General features: G+C 56.5%; 22 protein-coding genes and 1 tRNA gene. 15 read left to right on the top strand and 8 right to left on the bottom strand.

All coding sequences use genetic code 11. The annotated features are described in order from the left end of the window. Positions 1-16 precede the first annotated feature (16 nt). Positions 17-93: transfer RNA gene (locus tag ACIPIZ_RS26635), tRNA-Val, on the top strand. Between the two features lie 152 nt (positions 94-245). Here ACIPIZ_RS26635 and ACIPIZ_RS26630 read toward each other — a convergent pair. After that, a complete protein-coding gene (locus ACIPIZ_RS26630; protein ID WP_401168407.1) occupies positions 246-440 on the bottom strand; it encodes a hypothetical protein in 195 nt (64 codons plus the stop codon). Between the two features lie 956 nt (positions 441-1,396). Here ACIPIZ_RS26630 and ACIPIZ_RS26625 point away from each other — a divergent pair. Continuing rightward, positions 1,397-1,852, top strand: a complete 456-nt coding sequence (locus ACIPIZ_RS26625; RefSeq protein ID WP_401168404.1) for a DUF2214 family protein — start codon at positions 1,397-1,399, stop codon at positions 1,850-1,852. 219 nt (positions 1,853-2,071) lie between these two features. Here the strand turns inward: ACIPIZ_RS26625 and csrA are convergent, their stop codons facing one another. Then, positions 2,072-2,266, bottom strand: a complete 195-nt coding sequence (gene csrA, locus ACIPIZ_RS26620; protein ID WP_003179932.1) for a carbon storage regulator CsrA — start codon at positions 2,264-2,266, stop codon at positions 2,072-2,074. A 250-nt stretch (positions 2,267-2,516) separates the two neighbouring features. On the opposite strand from csrA, the gene ACIPIZ_RS26615 reads away from it, so the two are divergent. Both ACIPIZ_RS26615 and ACIPIZ_RS26610 read left to right on the top strand, forming a co-directional pair. Beyond that, positions 2,517-2,885: an SPOR domain-containing protein gene (locus ACIPIZ_RS26615; protein WP_105708854.1), complete on the top strand. Its 369-nt coding sequence runs from the start codon at positions 2,517-2,519 to the stop codon at positions 2,883-2,885. A gap of 87 nt (positions 2,886-2,972) precedes the next feature. Continuing rightward, positions 2,973-3,884, top strand: coding sequence for a siderophore-interacting protein (locus tag ACIPIZ_RS26610; protein ID WP_064389140.1), 912 nt, complete (start codon positions 2,973-2,975; stop codon positions 3,882-3,884). Positions 3,885-3,940: 56 nt separating this feature from the next. Here ACIPIZ_RS26610 and ACIPIZ_RS26605 read toward each other — a convergent pair whose 3' ends face one another. From ACIPIZ_RS26605 to ACIPIZ_RS26595, 3 genes are all read right to left on the bottom strand, one after another. Continuing rightward, positions 3,941-4,630 (bottom strand): endonuclease, encoded by a 690-nt coding sequence (locus ACIPIZ_RS26605; RefSeq protein ID WP_105708852.1) that lies wholly within the window; start codon positions 4,628-4,630, stop codon positions 3,941-3,943. A 4-nt stretch (positions 4,631-4,634) separates the two neighbouring features. Further along, positions 4,635-4,904 (bottom strand): DUF1654 domain-containing protein, encoded by a 270-nt coding sequence (locus ACIPIZ_RS26600; protein ID WP_064389142.1) that lies wholly within the window; start codon positions 4,902-4,904, stop codon positions 4,635-4,637. A 198-nt stretch (positions 4,905-5,102) separates the two neighbouring features. Next, positions 5,103-6,191 carry an asparaginase gene (locus ACIPIZ_RS26595; RefSeq protein ID WP_064389143.1) on the bottom strand — a complete coding sequence of 363 codons (1,089 nt, stop codon included), beginning with the start codon at positions 6,189-6,191 and terminating at the stop codon, positions 5,103-5,105. Between the two features lie 349 nt (positions 6,192-6,540). Here ACIPIZ_RS26595 and ACIPIZ_RS26590 point away from each other — a divergent pair, with 349 nt between their 5' ends. From ACIPIZ_RS26590 to ACIPIZ_RS26555, 8 genes are all read left to right on the top strand, one after another. Then, the gene (locus ACIPIZ_RS26590) at positions 6,541-6,987 is read left to right on the top strand and encodes a hypothetical protein (RefSeq protein ID WP_064389144.1); all 447 of its coding nucleotides are present in this window, start codon (positions 6,541-6,543) and stop codon (positions 6,985-6,987) included. A 201-nt stretch (positions 6,988-7,188) separates the two neighbouring features. Beyond that, entirely contained in the window at positions 7,189-8,145 is a 957-nt protein-coding gene (locus tag ACIPIZ_RS26585; RefSeq protein ID WP_064389145.1) for a sugar ABC transporter substrate-binding protein, read from the top strand. A gap of 57 nt (positions 8,146-8,202) precedes the next feature. Next, positions 8,203-9,756, top strand: a complete 1,554-nt coding sequence (locus tag ACIPIZ_RS26580) for a sugar ABC transporter ATP-binding protein (RefSeq protein ID WP_064389146.1) — start codon at positions 8,203-8,205, stop codon at positions 9,754-9,756. Further along, the gene (locus ACIPIZ_RS26575; RefSeq protein ID WP_064389147.1) at positions 9,753-10,730 is read left to right on the top strand and encodes an ABC transporter permease; all 978 of its coding nucleotides are present in this window, start codon (positions 9,753-9,755) and stop codon (positions 10,728-10,730) included. The genes ACIPIZ_RS26580 and ACIPIZ_RS26575 overlap by 4 nt, the downstream gene beginning before the upstream one ends. A 9-nt stretch (positions 10,731-10,739) precedes the next feature. Then, positions 10,740-11,759, top strand: coding sequence for a LacI family DNA-binding transcriptional regulator (locus ACIPIZ_RS26570; protein ID WP_401168395.1), 1,020 nt, complete (start codon positions 10,740-10,742; stop codon positions 11,757-11,759). Positions 11,760-11,783: 24 nt separating this feature from the next. Next, the gene (gene rbsK, locus ACIPIZ_RS26565) at positions 11,784-12,701 is read left to right on the top strand and encodes a ribokinase (RefSeq protein ID WP_401168392.1); all 918 of its coding nucleotides are present in this window, start codon (positions 11,784-11,786) and stop codon (positions 12,699-12,701) included. Then, a complete protein-coding gene (gene rbsD / locus ACIPIZ_RS26560; RefSeq protein ID WP_064389150.1) occupies positions 12,698-13,102 on the top strand; it encodes a D-ribose pyranase in 405 nt (134 codons plus the stop codon). Before rbsK ends, rbsD begins: the two co-directional genes overlap by 4 nt. A gap of 32 nt (positions 13,103-13,134) precedes the next feature. Beyond that, complete coding sequence (locus ACIPIZ_RS26555) at positions 13,135-14,163, top strand: nucleoside hydrolase (protein ID WP_064389151.1); 1,029 nt, start codon at positions 13,135-13,137, stop codon at positions 14,161-14,163. Positions 14,164-14,196: 33 nt separating this feature from the next. Here the strand turns inward: ACIPIZ_RS26555 and ACIPIZ_RS26550 are convergent, their stop codons facing one another. After that, complete coding sequence (locus ACIPIZ_RS26550) at positions 14,197-14,409, bottom strand: hypothetical protein (protein WP_064389152.1); 213 nt, start codon at positions 14,407-14,409, stop codon at positions 14,197-14,199. Positions 14,410-14,541: 132 nt separating this feature from the next. On the opposite strand from ACIPIZ_RS26550, the gene ACIPIZ_RS26545 reads away from it, so the two are divergent. Continuing rightward, on the top strand, positions 14,542-14,847 hold the full coding sequence (locus ACIPIZ_RS26545) for a hypothetical protein (protein WP_064389153.1): 306 nt from the start codon (positions 14,542-14,544) through the stop codon (positions 14,845-14,847). Positions 14,848-15,016: 169 nt separating this feature from the next. Further along, the gene (locus ACIPIZ_RS26540) at positions 15,017-15,334 is read left to right on the top strand and encodes an I78 family peptidase inhibitor (protein ID WP_064389154.1); all 318 of its coding nucleotides are present in this window, start codon (positions 15,017-15,019) and stop codon (positions 15,332-15,334) included. A 72-nt stretch (positions 15,335-15,406) separates the two neighbouring features. Here the strand turns inward: ACIPIZ_RS26540 and ACIPIZ_RS26535 are convergent, their stop codons facing one another. Both ACIPIZ_RS26535 and ACIPIZ_RS26530 read right to left on the bottom strand, forming a co-directional pair. Further along, positions 15,407-15,619 (bottom strand): cold-shock protein, encoded by a 213-nt coding sequence (locus tag ACIPIZ_RS26535; protein ID WP_003179963.1) that lies wholly within the window; start codon positions 15,617-15,619, stop codon positions 15,407-15,409. Positions 15,620-15,907: 288 nt separating this feature from the next. Continuing rightward, entirely contained in the window at positions 15,908-16,210 is a 303-nt protein-coding gene (locus ACIPIZ_RS26530) for a hypothetical protein (protein ID WP_064389155.1), read from the bottom strand. A gap of 371 nt (positions 16,211-16,581) precedes the next feature. Between ACIPIZ_RS26530 and thrS the strand changes: the two genes are divergently transcribed. Beyond that, on the top strand, positions 16,582-18,367 hold a 1,786-nt coding region (gene thrS, locus ACIPIZ_RS26525; RefSeq protein ID WP_401168386.1), incomplete at its 3' end, for a threonine--tRNA ligase.

Raw genomic sequence — 18,367 nt, 5'->3', positions numbered from 1 at the left:
AATGCCGCCTCACAGCAGGCACGTAGCTCAGTTGGTTAGAGCACCACCTTGACATGGTGGGGGTCGTTGGTTCGAGTCCAATCGCGCCTACCAAACAAAATCCGCTCTGCTGGGCGGTCTAGAAGGGCTCACCGAAAGGTGGGCCATTTTTTGTTGTCTGCGATTTGTGCGGAGTGCTCAAAAGGTATCGGGCTTGTTCATCTGGGCGCCGGGAGTGCTGTTGTGACTGTAGTGATTATTGGCATTCAATATTCCAAGCCTCGACTCTCAGCCGTTCCAACAGGCTGCATCTCTTTAGAGATACTTGGTTCCCAGCCTTTTTTAAGGAGTTCTTTCCTCGCTGACAAAAAAGGCGTGCCTTCTTTTATCGGGATTTCTGTTGCGCTGGCAAAGGTGCAGCTGAAGCAAAGCAATAAAGATACGAACAGATGTGTTCTCATTTCGCAGTCCCGCCAAATTTCCTGTAAGTCGACACGACGTCGTCATAGGGCATGTACTTTTGGCCGGAGGGCTTTCCATTTAGCGGGCGGTTGGCTTGGCCTGGACCCATGGGTAAGGCTTCCCACTGGCCAGATGCCTTGTGAATTGCATTTTTGATGTCGCCGTTTACGATTGGATCAATTGCCTTTACCGATCGTAGGAATCTGTTACGCGAGTTGCGGGTTTGCCACTGATGGAAAAATCCTTTTCAAGGGGTCAGGCGGGTGCTGGCAGGCTGTCGCTGATTTCGACGATGCGAGCTATCCGTGGCGTCTTTATGAAATGTCTGGGCGGTGCGGGAGTCGGCGTGGAGTTGGGCGGGCGCTGGTGGGGAGGAGCCTGTCCATAGGTTTGGAGTGCATCGAATTGAACCGTCCATGTAACTTTCGTACGCAGATGATCCTACTATTTCGAAGGGTGGTTAACAATTGTTACATCTTTTTGGTTGACTGATTTGCGGCGAGTTTTTCGCGGATTTTCTCCGCGCTCTGATTGGTTTGGATCCTTGCTGATTTGCGTGCGAGTGATCAGGCAGGCTGGATGTGGCTGTCGCTACTCCTGGAGTTGTGCTTTGTGGCGGCCAATGAGTAACCGTCTGTCGCCATCGTCCTTTGAAATAATGTGGATATTTAATGACTTACGATGATTTTTAACCGACCGGTTATCAAAAATAAGTTGTTAGGTGCAGGATGATTCAGTAAGATCCGCCCCGCGTTCACCACCACGGTTTATGCATTTTTAAATCCCAAGCTTCCATCAGCTGCTTGGGATTTTTTTTGCCTGCGATTTGCCTCTACCGGCTGAATTTCTCGTTTCGGTCTCTCCTGAATGCCTGACGACACCCGACAGGCAAATCCTTGTTTTTTCAACTACTACTGACTGGCCGATTTCAACTCTTTCTTATGAGGGTGTGTCGATGCTGGTTCATTGGTTTCTTGCAGCTGTTCATCTGCTGGCATTTGCCTTGGGTTTTTGGGCCGTACTGACGCGAGGGACGGCGTTCAGTCGCTTGGCGGCGGGGACGGGAGAGGCGGGGCGGGTTCTGCTGGCCGACAATTTCTGGGGGATCTGCGCACTGATCTTGTTGATCACCGGCGGGATGCGTGCCTTCGGCGGATATGAAAAAGGCACTGACTATTATCTTCATCAACCGCTGTTTCATCTGAAGATGACGCTGTTCGTTCTGATTCTGCTGATAGAGCTGGCGCCGATGATCACGCTGATCAAATGGCGGATCGCCAAGGCGCGGAGTGCGGAGCTCGATACCGGGGGAGCAAAGCTGTTCGCACGCATCAGTCACGTCGAAGCGCTCTTACTGGTGCTAATGATGGTTGCAGCCACTGGCATGGCGCGCGGTGTGGTGTTCGGATAGGAAGGCGAATTCCCTTTGCTCTATCGGAAATGTCCGACAGCCAGCCTTGAGAATGCTCGGTAGTATCGATCAGCAGAAGGGACGGGAGCGTAACGCGGCGGGTGCATGTGTCAGGCGCCGTGCCCAAGGAGCTTGGGAAGCGGGTGGCAAAACGGCGCGTGAATCTTTAGCCAGTCATTGCGCGCAAGCAAACGAACTGGCTACTGACTGCAGTGCGACTCAGGGAGTCTGTGGCTTGTCCGGGGCGGTCAGGCCAGCCTGAATACGCTGGTAGATTTCTTCACGATGCACTGCAACGTTTTTCGGCGCGTTGATGCCGATGCGAACCTGTTGGCCGCTTACGCCCAGAATGGTGATGGTGATGTCATCACCGATGTTTATGCTTTCACCGACTTTGCGGGTGAGTATCAGCATGGTCTTCTCCTTGATTGCTTTGTAGGGCACCTGATTCAGACAGTGCAGAGGTCGGTGGTACGTATAGATTAGTGCGAAGTCTCACGGTTTGGGTGCCTCTTTCTGACGCGCAGATGCGGCATTAATTCCCAGGGCGTAACTATACAGAGGCTGCAATCATCAATCTCGTTGTTTTGTGCCCATTTTGCGGGGCTCGCGAAGTATTTATGAATGTTAAGATCGCCGCTTTGAGAATTCCGAGGGAAGCGTTGTGCGCAAATTGGTTTGGGTAGTCGCGGCACTGGTATTGGCAGGATGTGGTGAAGGCAAGAGTGTGGACGAGCAAAAGTCGCCAACGGTGGCCGCGACAGCTCCGGTCGCAGCATCTGTTGCGCAGTGGGATCTTGAAGTGCGTGGCGAAACGCCTCAGGCGGTCAGTGATCTGAGTGGCTGGTTGATCGAACACGCTTTCGTGCCGACAGTTGTCAGGGATGGTAGCGGCAAAACGCGCATTCTGATTGGTCCGTTCAATTCCCAGGCCGAAGCTGAAGCCCGAAAAGTGCAGGTGGATGCGGCGTTGGTGAAAGCCAAAAAACAGAATATTGAATCGGTCATCATCGAGCATCCGATCACGCCGTAACACGCTCCATTCGGCGGAGCTGCCTAAAGGTCATCAAGCGCGATTCGTTCCTTTTGAATCGCCGAAGATATCCAGAAGGAGCTCCCCATGGCCTCCGCCAACCCCTACAAGTTGTTCGATGTCACTTTGCAGCGTAAAACCCGATTGAGTCCGCACATGATGCGCCTCACTCTGGTGGGCGCACCCGTTTGCGAAATGGCCACGTGGGCGCCGGATCAACGGGTAAAGCTGTTTTTCCCTGCCGCCGACGGTTCACAGTCAAAGCTTGCCCAAGACGAGGGTTGGTACGCGCGCTTCAAGTCGATGCTGGTCGATCGACGGCCCGCGATGCGCACCTACACCATTCGCCACCTGCGAGTTGAACAGGGCGAAGTGGATATCGATTTTGTTCTGCACGGTGAAACCGGTCCGGCATCGCGATGGGCCTTGCGCGCGCAGCCGGGGGACTCAATGCAGATTCTTGCCCCTGACAAACATTTTTCAGCGCAGCAGGCCGGTGGGTTCGAATGGAAGCCTCCGCGAGCGCTAAAGCAATTGCTACTCGTCGCCGATTCCACGGCGTTGCCGGCCGCCATGGGCATTCTCGACGAAATGGCGGTCCTCGCCGAGCCCCCGCAAACCCAAGCGTTCTTCGAAGTCGACAGTGCGCAAGACATGCTCGCCGTGCCTGACTGGCCTGGATTATCGGTGCAATGGTTGATTCGTGATGAGGCCAATGCAGAGGTCGCCGGTGCGCTGATGGTCGATGCGGTGCGGCAAGCGACCTTGCCCGTGCATACCTCTTCAGAGGGGCAGGCCGTGAAGCTTGCGGATGTCGATATTGATAAAGACATTCTCTGGGAAGTCGCCGACGCCGCAACCGGAGGTTTCTACGGCTGGATTGCAGGAGAAAGTGCGGCGGTCATGAGTCTGCGCAAATACCTGATCAAAGAGTGCGGCATCCCGCGCGAAGCGCTCAATCTGATGGGTTACTGGCGCTACAACAAATCTGGCAGCTAAGCATGAAAAAGGGCCTCGAACATCACGTTCGAGGCCCTTTTGTATTGCGTGAGGGATTAACCGCAGGCTTTCAGATTGACTGGCCCGACAAATTCATTGCCGCGCCCCATCACACACGCCACGCTCTGATTACGCTGGCGTTCCCAGTCCTGCACGGGATAGGTCTTGTCCCACGCCTCGTACAATTGACGATCCTGTTTCGACAGGCGCAGGCCATATTGCTTGCTCATGTAGAAATAGGTGCGGGCGATCATGCCGCGAATCGAAGGGCGCGGCATGACCTTCTTTGCCTTGAAGTCGACCTGAGTCAGACACGAGCCGTACTGACCGGATTGCACCGGTAGCCAGCCGTAACTGAAGTTGCTGCGGTCGCCATTGACCTCACCGATGCTCGGCACCAGGTTGTGCAGGTCGGCCTCGGCTTTCTGGTAGGACGGGTCATAGCGTGTGCAGTTCTTGCGACCGCCTTCCTGCCAGCATTGACGCTGATGGCCAAACTGCCACGCCGGCACGATGTGCTCCCACTCGATGCGCGAAGCGCGTTTGGCGTTTTTGCGCGGTATATAACCGCAAGCCTTCAAATCAACTTTGTTGCCGGTGTATTTGCATCCGCAGTAAAACTCGGTGGACTGCGGCGCGTACAGCTTCCAGGCGACCTTCTTGGCTTCGGTGAAGGTGCGGGGTGCGCCGGCCTGAGCCCCCATGGCGACGAACAACAACAGTAAAGCGAAAAAGCGGACACTCATTGAATCAATCTTCCTTCGGCACAACCCAAAAAATCTGCACGCCGCCATCGTCTCGGTAGGCGAGGGTGACGTTGTCGTTCTCGTCGATTTCCTCGAGCAGGCGCTCCCACTCATCCATCGGCTCATCCGGCAAACGGAAGATCAGCGCGGCTTTGGCTTTTTGTGCGGTGGGGGAGTTGATGATTTTCTGAACGCGCAGACCCATGCGTTCGTAAGCATCAGGAGCATCAGGAGAGGTGGCCACGAGGTTATCCTTATTAAGCTGTACGTGCATACAGTATTTAACTGTAAGCAATTTCGCAACTGCTTAAAATTCAAGAAAATCCTCTGACAGCGGTTTTCGGATTTTGGTGTAGGTCGTGTCGACTTTTTTGTGGGAAAAATGCAGAAGGGTTGTAAGCAGCGCACCACTCGCCGGACAGGAGAGTGGTGAACCAAGTGCCCGATCGAGAATCGACCGGGCGAAGGTCAATCAGTATTCCCAGAACATCCGTTGCAGTTCCTTGCTGTCATTGGTTTTGGTCAATGCGACCATCGCCAGGATGCGGGCTTTCTGCGGGTTCAGGTCGTGCGCGACAACCCAGTCGTATTTGTCGTCTGGCTGCTCGGCGTTGCGCAGAACGAAGCCGCCAGCGTTGACGTGAGACGAACGAATGATTTGCACGCCATCCTTGCGCAGCGCTTGCAGGGTCGGAACTACGCGAGAGGATACGGAGCCGTTGCCGGTACCGGCGTGGATGATCGCCTTGGCGCCGGACTGCGCGAGAGCCTTGTAGGCGGTATCGCTCACGTTGCCGTAGGAATAAGCGATTTCTACGTCAGGAAGACTCTTGATGTTTTTGATGTCGAATTCCGAATCCATGGTGTGACGCTTGGCTGGCAAGCGGAACCAGTAGGATTTGCCTTCGACCACCATGCCCAACGGACCCCAGGCGCTCTTGAAGGCCTCGGTTTTGATGTTGATCATTTTGCTGACGTCGCGACCGGACTGGATTTCATCGTTCATGGTCACCAGTACGCCTTTGCCGCGTGCATCTTTACTGCTGGCGACAGCGACGGCGTTGTACAGGTTGAGCATGCCATCTGCCGACATGGCAGTGCCTGGACGCATCGAGCCAACGACGATGATCGGCTTGTCAGTCTTCTCGACCAGATTGAGGAAGTAGGCGGTTTCTTCCAGGGTGTCGGTACCGTGGGTGATGACGATGCCGTCGACGTCTTTGCTGTCAGCCAGTTCCGCAACACGGCGGCCCAATTGCAGCAGGTTGTCGTTGGTGATGCTTTCCGAAGCAATCTGCATGACCTGTTCGCCGCGCACATTGGCCAGTTTGTTCAGCTCGGGAATGCCGGCAATCAATTGTTCGATGCCAACTTTGGCGGCCTGGTAGGTGGCGCTGTTGGCAGCACTCGCGCCGGCACCGGCAATGGTGCCGCCAGTGGCAAGTACCACCACGTTAGCGAGTTTTGTCTGGGTTTCGACTTCTTTCGCCTGAAGGGCGGTAGGCAAAAGCAGGAGAAGGGCCAAAGCGCCCGGAACCAAAGTGTTAAAAGCAGATTTCATTATTTTTCTCTCTAGTAGTGAGACGGTGCTGATGCAGGTTCATCTAGATGCGCCCCGGGCTGATCTGAATGCCTGGAGTGCTATGGGAAGAGCAGGATCTGTACCAGCCGTACTTTGCTTTAGAGAAATGTTTAACCTGATGATTTAAATCAAGTTTTTATGATTTGGAAAAGAGCAGAGGAAATCGCCTATCCGGGTTTCCGAACAATGGAAGCTTTCGCGTTCGGTTCACCGAAAAGGACTACCGATCCTGTCGAACGAATCTGCTTGCCGGATTCGAATGTTCTGCTAAAGAAAGCCCCGCGCTGGCCGATGGTGGTTCAAGGAAACTAAAATGTAGGGAGTCCACATGTCACTGACGATTGGTTTGGCAAACCCCGGCGCCGTCACCATCGGCGGCAAAACTGCGGCGACCATCAATGCCTTGAGCGAGGCGCAGACAGATGCGTCCGCTGAGGCATTGGGCACTGAGAAGGAACCAGGCAATCAGGTCCGAACCGGTGGCGCCGCGCCAGAAGACAGCAAGGCTGAAAGTAGCGATAACCTGAGCGTTACCGTCAAAATGCTGCTGAAGCGAATGCAGGAATTGCAGAAGCAGCTTCAGGAACAGCAGCAGCGTCTGGCGGCGGCGCAGGCTCAGAGTTATCCGACGCCGGAGGCGAAGTCGCAGGCGGTGATGTCCATTCAGGGGCAGATTGCGCAAACCAGTGGCGAGATGATGGAAGTCGCGGGAGCACTGCTCAAGGAAATGACCAAGGATTCCACCAGCGGTAATCTGGTCAGCACCACGGCATAAATAGCGAAGGGGCGACTCGGCAGATTCGCCCTACAACAAATGACGATTTCTGATTGTTGACAAATGTCGGCGAGATTCGCATAGTCCGGTCTACGCAAACGTTTGCGCGGCTTTCCCGATGCACTGTCTCTCGGCTGAAAGCGACGTAGCTTACGCCAGCGCAAGCGTTGCTCACAATAATCATAAGATCGGAGTGAACCCATGAAGCTGCCATTTGCTGGACGTCTTCTCGCTGTCGCTATGCTGGCCGCCGCCGCTGCCACGCTCCCTGTCTCTTCGGCGTTCGCCGAATCCCCTGAAAAGCCCAAGGTCGCGCTGGTCATGAAGTCCCTGGCCAACGAATTCTTCCTGACCATGGAAGATGGGGCCAAGGCTTATCAAAAAGAGCATTCCGCCGATTTCGATCTGATCTCCAACGGGATCAAGGACGAGACGGATACTGCTGGCCAAACGCGGATCGTCGAGCAAATGATCCTGGCGAAGGTCAATGCCCTGGTCATTGCGCCATCTGACTCCAAAGCCATGGTGCCGGTGATCAAGAAGGCCGTGGATGCCGGTATTACCGTGATCAACATCGACAACCAGCTCGATCCGCAAATCGTCAAAAGCAAGAACATCAGCGTGCCATTCGTTGGCCCGGATAACCGTAAAGGCGCACGTCTGGTCGGTGAGTATCTGGCGAAACAGCTCAAGGCCGGTGATCAGGTCGGCATCATCGAAGGCGTGTCGACGACGACCAATGCCCAGCAGCGTACCGCTGGCTTCAAGGACGCGATGGACGCGGCGCAGATCAAGGTCGTTTCCCTGCAGTCCGGTGATTGGGAAATCGACAAAGGCAACAAGGTTGCCGCTTCGATCCTCAGCGAATACCCGGACGTCAAGGCGCTGCTGGCCGGTAACGACAGCATGGCCGTCGGCGCCGTCTCCGCTGTACGTGCCGCCGGCAAGGCGGGTCAGGTACAGGTTGTCGGTTACGACAATATCAACGCCATCAAGCCAATGCTCAAAGACGGTCGCGTGCTCGCGACTGCCGATCAGTTCGCCGCCAAACAGGCTGTTTTCGGTATCGAAACTGCGCTGAAAATCATCAAGGGCGAGAAGGTCGACAGCGGAACCAACGGCGTGATCGAAACACCGGTTGAACTGGTCACCAAGTAAGACTTCTGGCGACACAACGACGCTCGCCCGTCCGGGCGAGCGTATGGAGAGTTTTTTATGTCAGTTTCCGCCCCGAACGCTGTCCTCTCGGTCAGCGGTATCGGTAAGACCTATGCGCAACCGGTGCTCACCGGCATCGATTTGACGCTGATGCGCGGTGAAGTGCTGGCGCTGACCGGCGAGAATGGCGCCGGCAAAAGTACCCTGTCGAAGATCATTGGTGGCCTGGTCACGCCGACCACCGGCCAGATGCAATTCCAGGGCAAGGACTATCGCCCTGGCAGTCGCACCCAGGCTGAAGACCTCGGCGTGCGCATGGTCATGCAAGAGCTCAACCTGTTACCGACGCTGTCGGTGGCGGAGAACCTGTTTCTCGATAATCTGCCAAGCAACGGTGGCTGGATCAGTCGCAGGCAATTGCGCAAAGCGGCGGTCGAAGCCATGGCGCAAGTCGGTCTTGACGCGATCGATCCCGATACTCTGGTCGGCGAGTTGGGAATCGGCCATCAGCAGATGGTCGAAATCGCCCGCAATCTGATCGGTGATTGCCATGTACTGATTCTTGATGAACCGACCGCGATGTTGACAGCGCGCGAAGTCGAAATGCTCTTCGAGCAGATCACTCGTCTTCAGGCACGCGGTGTTTCCATCATTTACATCTCCCACCGTCTCGAAGAACTGGCGCGCGTGGCCCAGCGCATTGCCGTGCTACGTGACGGTAACCTGGTGTGCGTCGAGCCGATGGCCAACTACAACAGCGAGCAGTTGGTGACGCTGATGGTCGGTCGCGAGCTGGGCGAACACATTGACATGGGGCCGCGCAAGATTGGCGCTCCGGCATTGACGGTCAAAGGCCTGAGCCGTTCGGACAAAGTGCGCGATGTCTCTTTCGAGGTGCGCGCGGGCGAGATCTTCGGGATTTCCGGACTGATCGGGGCTGGGCGCACAGAGTTGTTGCGCTTGATCTTTGGTGCAGACACCGCCGACAGTGGCACCATCGCCCTCGGTTCGCCGGCGAAAGTGGTCAGTGTGCGTTCGCCGGTCGATGCGGTGCGCAATGGCATCGCGCTGATCACTGAAGACCGGAAGGGCGAAGGCTTGCTGCTCAGTCAATCGATCAGCGCCAACATCGCACTGGGCAACATGCCAGAAATTTCCAGTGGCGGTGTCGTCAACAACGGCGACGAAATCGCTTTGGCGCAGCGTCAGATCGACGCCATGCGCATTCGCAGTTCGAGCCCGACCCAACTGGTTTCAGAGTTGTCCGGTGGTAACCAGCAGAAGGTGGTGATCGGCCGTTGGCTGGAACGTGATTGCTCCGTGCTGCTGTTCGACGAGCCTACCCGTGGCATCGACGTGGGCGCCAAGTTCGACATTTATGCACTGCTCGGCGAATTGACTCGCCAGGGCAAAGCGCTGGTGGTGGTGTCCAGTGACCTGCGTGAACTGATGCTGATCTGTGACCGGATCGGCGTGTTGTCGGCCGGGCGCCTGATCGACACCTTCGAGCGCGACAGCTGGACCCAGGATGATTTGCTTGCTGCCGCGTTCGCCGGCTACCAAAAACGTGATGCGTTGCTCAACGAAGCGGCGCCTAGGGATCTCCCATGAAAACTGCATCTCCTGCCGGCAAGCGTAGTGGCAACTTCTACGGCCTGGGCACTTATCTGGGCCTGGCCGGCGCCTTGTTGGCGATGGTTGCGCTGTTCTCGGTCTTGAGCAGCCACTTTCTGTCCTATAACACCTTCAGTACCCTGGCCAACCAGATTCCCGACCTGATGGTGCTGGCGGTCGGCATGACCTTCGTGCTGATCATTGGTGGCATCGATCTGTCTGTGGGTTCGGTTCTGGCACTGGCGGCCTCGACGGTCAGCGTCGCCATGCTTGGTTGGGGCTGGAGCGTATTGCCGGCGGCGTTGCTCGGCATGGCGGTGGCGGCACTGGCTGGTACCGTTACCGGTTCGATCACCGTGGCATGGCGAATTCCTTCATTTATCGTTTCCCTCGGCGTGCTGGAAATGGCCCGGGGCCTGGCGTACCAGATGACGGGATCGCGCACGGCTTACATCGGTGATTCATTTGCCTGGCTGTCCAACCCGATTGCGTTTGGTATCTCGCCGTCGTTCATCATTGCCTTGCTGGTAATTTTCATTGCCCAGGCGGTTTTGACCCGCACCGTGTTCGGTCGCTACCTGATCGGCATCGGCACCAATGAGGAGGCGGTGCGTCTGGCCGGGATCAATCCGAAACCTTACAAGATTCTGGTGTTCAGCCTGATGGGTTTGCTGGCCGGGATCGCTGCGCTGTTTCAGATTTCCCGTCTTGAGGCCGCCGACCCGAATGCCGGCTCAGGCCTTGAACTGCAAGTCATCGCTGCCGTGGTGATCGGCGGAACCAGCCTGATGGGCGGGCGTGGCTCGGTGATCAGTACGTTCTTCGGCGTGTTGATCATTTCCGTGCTGGCGGCCGGCCTGGCGCAGATTGGTGCGACCGAACCGACCAAGCGCATCATCACCGGTGCGGTCATCGTGATCGCCGTGGTGCTTGATACTTATCGCAGTCAACGCGCCAGTCGACGGGGCTGATATACAAATATGGCAACTATCAAGGATGTAGCGGCACTTGCAGGCATCTCCTACACGACCGTGTCGCATGTGGTTAACAACACGCGGCCGGTCAGTCAGGAAGTGCGCCTGAAAGTCGAGGCGGCGATCAAGAGTCTCGACTACGTGCCGAGTGCGGTGGCGCGCTCGCTGAAAGCCAAGACCACCGCAACCATCGGTTTGCTGGTACCCAACAGTCTCAACCCGTACTTCGCCGAACTGGCCCGGGGCATCGAGGATTATTGCGAGCGAAACGGCTATTGCGTGATCCTCTGCAACTCCGACGACAACCCGGAAAAACAGCGCAGCTATTTACGCGTCCTGCTGGAAAAACGCATCGACGGTTTGATTGTCGCCTCTGCCGGCGGCGATAGCGGTCTGGCGCAAGGGCTGGCCGGTGTGAAGACGCCGATGGTCATTGTCGACCGAGGCCTGGAAGGTGTAGACGCGGATCTGGTACGCATCGATCACGAGTACGGCGCGTATCTCGCCACTCGGCATTTGCTGGAGTTGGGCCACCGCGATATTGCCACTATCAGCGGTCCGGCCAGTACCAGCGTGGCGCAAATGCGTCAGGCCGGATATTGCCGGGCGCTGCAAGAGGCGGGCATCGAAGTGCGGCAGGCGCGCATGCTGGAAAGTGATTTCACCAGCACCGGCGGTTACAACGCGGCAGCGCTTCTACTGGAAAGCAATCCGCCGAGCGCCATTTTTGCCGGTAACGACATGATTGGTATCGGCGTGCTGCGCGCGGCGGCCGAGCGCAATGTGCGGGTGCCAAGTGAGCTGTCGGTGATCGGCTTCGACGATATCCAGATGAGCCGTTACGTGTATCCGGCACTGACCACCGTCGGCCAGTCGATCCTGCAATTGGGCGAGATGGCGGCCGAAGTGCTGCTGCGAAGGATTGCCACACCGGATCGGGGCACTGATCAGCGGATCGTGACCCCGAGTATTGTCTTGCGCGAATCGACCGCGCCGTTGTCCGGCGTGTTCACCGAATACCGCTGAAACCGAATTGACGAGTAGTGATGTATGCCAGCAAATGTAGTGGTAATAGGCAGCCTGAACATGGATCTGGTCACCCGCGCGCCACGGCTGCCGCGGGGCGGTGAAACGCTGATCGGTCATTCCTTCATCACCGTTTCCGGTGGCAAGGGCGCCAATCAGGCGGTGGCGGCTGCACGACTGGGCGCGCAGGTCGCCATGGTCGGCTGCGTCGGCAACGACGACTATGGTGTGCAATTGCGTGACGCGTTGCTGGCCGAGCAGGTCGACTGTCAGGCGGTGAGTGCTGTCGAAGATTCCAGTGGCGTAGCGCTGATCGTGGTCGATGACAACAGTCAGAACGCCATTGTGATTGTCGCGGGCGCCAACGGTGCAATGACGCCGGCAGTGATCGACCGGTTTGATGCGGTGTTGCAAGCCGCCGACGTGGTGATTTGCCAGCTCGAGATCCCTGATGCAACTGTAGGGCACGCACTCAAGCGCGCGCGCGCGCTGGGCAAGACCGTGATCCTCAATCCGGCGCCGGCCAGTCGACCGCTTCCAGCAGACTGGTTTGCCGCGATCGATTATCTGATTCCCAACGAGAGCGAAGCGGCCGCGTTGAGTGGCCTGACGGTCGACTCGCTGCAAACAGCGGAAAATGCTGCCAGTCATCTGATCGCCTTGGGTGCGGGCAAAGTCATCATCACCCTTGGTGCTGAAGGTTCGCTGTTCGCGAGTGGCAAGGGCTTTGAGCATTTCCCCGCGCCGAAGGTAAAAGCTGTCGATACCACTGCCGCCGGGGACACCTTCGTCGGTGGTTTTGCGGCTGCGCTGGCTGGTGGCAAATCCGAAGCCGAGGCCATTCGCTATGGGCAGATCGCCGCGGCACTGTCGGTTACTCGCGCTGGCGCGCAACCGTCCATTCCAACCATGTTCGACGTACAGGGCTTTAAACCCGCATGAAAAAGACTCCTTTGCTCAACGTCGCGCTGTCGCGACTGATCGCATCCTTGGGCCATGGCGACATGCTCGTCATCGGTGATGCCGGATTGCCGGTGCCTCCCGGTGTCGAGTTGATCGATCTGGCGCTGACCCACGGCGTTCCCGATTTCGTCAGCACCCTGAAAGTCGTGCTCAGCGAGATGCAAGTGGAAAGCCATGCACTGGCCAAGGAGATCTTTGACAAGCAACCGACGGCGCTGACCACGCTGGACGCGCTGAATGACGAGGGCGAACTGGGTCGTCGCGACCTGCTCAGTCATGAGCAATTCAAGGTTCTCAGCCGCCAGGCGCGGGCGATTGTGCGTACAGGCGAATGTCAGCCGTACTGCAACATCGTGCTCGTCGCCGGGGTTACGTTCTAACTTTCGATGTCCACCTGCACAAGGAATGCGCCATGCAACGCTATGCTCACAAACTGCATCAATTAATCCGGAGTCTGCTGCTTTTGTCCGTGATAACTGCGACCGGCGCTCAGGCGGCGGAAAAAATCGACCTGATCATCGATACCGATCCGGGCGCGGATGACGTGGTCGCCTTGCTGTTCGCTCTGGCCTCACCCGATGAACTGAATATTCGTGCACTGACCACAGTGGCCGGCAACGTGCGTCTCGACAAGACATCGCGTAACGCGCGCCTGGCTCGCGAGTGGGCAGGGCGCGAGGACGTTCCGGTCTATGCCGGGGCGCCAAAGCCGCTGATGCGTACGCCAATCTATGCCGAGAACATCCATGGCAAGGAGGGGCTGTCGGGTGTCACTGTGCATGAGCCGAAAAAGGGCCTGGCGGAAGGTAATGCGGTCAACTATCTGATCGATACCCTGAAAAAAGCCAAGCCACACAGCATCACTATCGCCATGCTCGGTCCGCAGACCAACCTGGCGCTGGCATTGATCCAGGAACCCGAGATTGTTCAGGGCATCAAGGAAGTAGTGATCATGGGTGGTGCGCACTTCAATGGTGGCAACATCACCCCCGTGGCTGAATTCAACCTGTTTGCCGACCCGCAAGCCGCTGAAGTGGTGCTCAAGAGCGGCGTAAAACTGACTTATCTGCCACTGGACGTGACGCACAAGATCCTCACAAGTGACGCGCGGCTGAAGCAGATTGCCGCGCTCAACAACAATGCGGGCAAAATCGTCGGCGACATCCTCAACGAGTACATCAAGGGCGATATGGAACACTACGGTATTTCGGGCGGCCCGGTGCATGATGCGACCGTCGTGGCGTATTTGCTCAAGCCGGAGCTGTTCACCGGTCGTTCGGTGAATGTCGTGGTGGATAGTCGTGAAGGGCCGACGTTCGGGCAAACCATTGTTGACTGGTATGACGGTCTGAAAGCACCGAAAAATGCATTCTGGGTTGAAAATGGCGACGCCCAGGGCTTCTTCGATTTGCTCACCGAGCGCCTGAAACGCTTGAAGTAAGCAATCCGCCCGCAGGTGCCAGCCTGCGGGTTTTTAGCCCTTTGTTGCGAGTTCGTGCTCGACCTGTTCGGTCGGGTAGCGCTCGAAAATCTGCTTGATGAATTGCTGGGCCGCTTCTGTGCCCAGCTCTTTAACCAATAGATCGATACCAATCAGCGCCAGTTCTTCAGTGGTTCCAGGGCTGTAGGAACTGTGTCCGTCTGCCCATTTGGCGTTGATGGCGGCGTCGATGCTGATGGTGGTCATGAGAGCGCTCGAAAAGTCGAAAGGTCTGAGTGCCGAGTTAACCATTTTGTCGGGCGTTTGGCACTGCGACTTAGGCATGAGCGCACGGCTATGCGACACTTGGTCTTTTCCGGCTGATCCAAGGACTGTGTTGTGCAGATCGATTTGAATACCCCTGATGGCCTTACGCTCGACGCGGTGCGTCAGTTGCTGGCCTCGGCCAGTGATGATGAGCACACCCAGCTGCGCGTGACGAAGGGCGGTATTGCTTACATTTCCTCGGGCGTGACCGGTGGGCAGGACATCGATAGTCTGCTGTTTCGTCTTGAGACGTGGGCCAAGGGTTCGGGCTACGTCGGAAATGTCGCAGCCAGCGATGAAGTCTGGGTGATGCAGATTTTCAATGCGCTCAAGGATAACTGGCCCAATCCGCCCTTTGACTACATCGATGTCTACTGAGCGCCGTTAATATTCAGTCACGATTGATAGATGAAGAGTCGAGCTACGCTCAGGCACACTCGGCGTTTTTCTGATCGTGGGGCAGGGTGATGGCCTTGGCCGTGAAACCAAACGCCGCGATGGCGGTCGCACGATCTCAGCTTAACTTTATTGAATACAAGGAGGCTTCATGCCTTTGAAGTTCGCGACACTGGGTGCACTTATGGCCGCAGCCCTGTTGGCCGGTTGCAGTACGAGTTCCAGCGAGTCGGCAAAGGATCCAGTGGCAACCGAATCGGGTCACAGCCGCTGTGAAGCAACGGCGGCGCAGTTCGCCATTGGCAAGAAGGCTTCACCTGAGTTGCTGGAGCAGGCTCGCGCCAAGGCCGGTGCGCAGAATGCTCGTTTCCTCAAGCCTAACGATATGATCACGCTGGAGTACCGCTCCGATCGCCTTAACCTGAACACCGACAACAATCTGGTGATCACTCGCGTCAACTGCGGCTGATCGCAGAACGCTTAGGTTACAGGCATAAAAAACCCCGTCACATGGACGGGGTTTTTTTAGTGCGCCGAGAAATTACTCTGGGCGAACCTGTGCAGCTTGCATACCCTTTTGGCCTTTCTCAGCCACGAAGGAGACAGTCTGGCCTTCTTTCAGGCTTTTGAAACCGTCGGATTCGATAGCTTTGAAGTGTACGAACAGGTCGTCACCGCCACCTTGAGGAGTGATGAAGCCGAAGCCTTTTTCATCGTTGAACCACTTAACGGTGCCGGTTTGGCGATTAGACATGGTGTATCTCCAAGAAACATATATTTTTCAGTACTGTGCTGCTCAGGCCAACTGGGCACACCCGGGTATCATAGTCGAAATGTTCGCTTTGGTAGCCCCCCGGACGTGCTGTTTGCCAATCAGTCGTGTTTTCTTTACTGCCTTTTTTGGCTGTAGGCCCCGGTTTAAAAGGCTTCGAGCGAAAAGTAAAGACAATAAAAAAACCTGTAAAACCTGCATAAATCGTCTGAAAAGGCTCATTTCGGGCACTTTTTTCCAGCCTTTAGCCGATCATCAAGGCCTTTTTCATCACTTTTTAGCCGGGGTATTCGCCTTGCATTTGGCGATTTGACCCAAGGCTTTCTGTTGCAGATCAGGCGTTGCCTTGTTGTCCATCAGTGCCTGAATGTCGCTGGCCGGATAAGACTTGATTGCGTCCGCGCCACAGGCACAGTGGGATTTCGCTGCAGCGGCGCCAATTTGTGGAGTGGCCGCCTGTGTGCACTGGGCCATGTATTTCTCACGCTCGCCCTTCGGCCAATCGGCGTGTGCGCTCAGCGGTAGCAGTAGAACAATGGGGGCGACTACGGCGAATAAGGTGTTCAGACGCATGCGAGGATGCTCCTTGTGGGTCAGTGTCTTGTTATCTGAGGGCTGAAGGGCCGATCAAGTTCAGCACTCTGGCATAAAAACGGACGATTTGCCTTCTGGTCAAACAGAGGCATAAGTGACCGCTCATCTGTGCTAGCATGCCGGGCTCAAGCGTTCTCAGGCTCCGGATGACACTCAGTCCCGGCAGCGGTCAGCGTGCGAATATTCTGATTTGAATCCCAGTCACTCTGGTTCGGTTTTCCGGTTGGCCGCAAGGCTCCTGCCGCTGTAAGGCAGGCGTTCGTCATTGAATGGCCTGGATCGGATCTTGTACTGGCTCATCCCAACCCACGTGACCTTTGGTAGGGGTCACCACTAGGAGAGGAGGCGCCATGCCAACTATTACTCTTCCCGACGGCAGTCAACGTTCATTCGATCATCCGGTTTCCGTAGCCGAGGTCGCCGCATCCATTGGTGCTGGCCTGGCCAAAGCCACCTTGGCCGGCAAGGTCAATGGCCAACTGGTCGACGCCAGCGACATCATCAGCAGCGACGCGACCCTGCAAATCATTACGCCAAAGGATGAAGAGGGGCTGGAGATCATTCGCCACTCTTGCGCCCACCTGGTTGGCCATGCGGTCAAGCAGCTGTACCCGACCGCGAAAATGGTCATCGGGCCGGTCATCGACGAAGGCTTCTATTACGACATCGCCTTCGAGCGTCCTTTCACTCCGGACGATATGGCTGCGATCGAACAGCGCATGCAGCAGCTGATCGAAAAAGATTACGACGTGATCAAGAAAGTCACTCCGCGCGCCGAAGTGATCGAAGTGTTCAAGGCCCGCGGCGAAGATTACAAGCTGCGCCTGGTCGAGGACATGCCGAACGAGCAGGCCATGGGTCTGTACTATCACGAAGAATACGTCGACATGTGCCGCGGTCCGCACGTGCCGAACACCCGCTTCCTGAAATCCTTCAAGCTGACCAAGCTGTCGGGCGCCTACTGGCGTGGTGACGCCAAGAACGAGCAGTTGCAGCGCGTTTACGGCACCGCTTGGGCCGACAAGAAGCAGCTGGCGGCTTACATCCAGCGCATCGAAGAAGCTGAAAAGCGCGATCACCGCAAGATCGGCAAGCGTCTGGGCCTGTTCCACACCCAGGAAGAATCCCCGGGCATGGTGTTCTGGCATCCGAACGGCTGGACTCTGTACCAGGTGCTCGAGCAGTACATGCGCAAGATCCAGCGTGACAATGGCTATCTTGAGATCAAAACCCCTCAAGTCGTTGACCGCAGCCTGTGGGAGAAATCCGGGCACTGGGCCAACTACGCCGACAACATGTTCACCACGCAGTCGGAAAACCGCGACTACGCCATCAAGCCGATGAACTGCCCGTGCCACGTGCAGGTGTTCAACCAGGGCTTGAAGAGCTACCGCGAGTTGCCGATGCGTCTGGCCGAGTTCGGTGCCTGCCACCGTAACGAGCCGTCGGGTGCGTTGCACGGCATCATGCGTGTGCGTGCGTTCACTCAGGACGACGCCCACATCTTCTGCACCGAAGAGCAGATGCAGGCCGAATCCGCTGCATTTATCAAGCTGACCATGGACGTTTATCGTGACTTCGGTTTCACCGATGTCGAGATGAAACTGTCCACTCGTCCGGAAAAACGCGTCGGTTCCGACGAGCTGTGGGATCGCGCTGAAGCTGCATTGGCTGCAGCCCTTGATTCTGCGGGCCTGCCGTACGATCTGCAGCCAGGCGAAGGTGCATTCTACGGTCCGAAGATCGAATTCTCGCTGAAAGATTGCCTCGGTCGCGTCTGGCAGTGTGGTACCTTGCAGCTCGATTTTAACCTGCCTGTCCGTTTGGGCGCTGAATACGTCTCTGAAGACAACAGCCGCAAACACCCAGTGATGTTGCACCGTGCGATCCTCGGTTCCTTCGAGCGTTTCGTCGGGATCCTGATCGAGCACTACGAAGGTGCGTTCCCTGCCTGGCTCGCGCCAACGCAGGCGGTGATCATGAATATTACTGATAAACAGGCAGATTTTGTTGCAGAAGTTGAAAAAACTCTCAACGAAAGCGGATTTCGTGCCAAGTCCGACTTGAGAAATGAAAAGATCGGCTTTAAAATCCGCGAGCATACTTTGCTCAAGGTTCCCTATCTCTTGGTTATCT

Origin of the sequence: Pseudomonas sp. NPDC087690 (assembly GCF_044743175.1) — a bacterium.
In the GTDB taxonomy this organism is placed as follows: Bacteria; Pseudomonadota; Gammaproteobacteria; order Pseudomonadales; family Pseudomonadaceae; genus Aquipseudomonas.
This window is presented reverse-complemented; position numbering and strand designations above follow the sequence as displayed.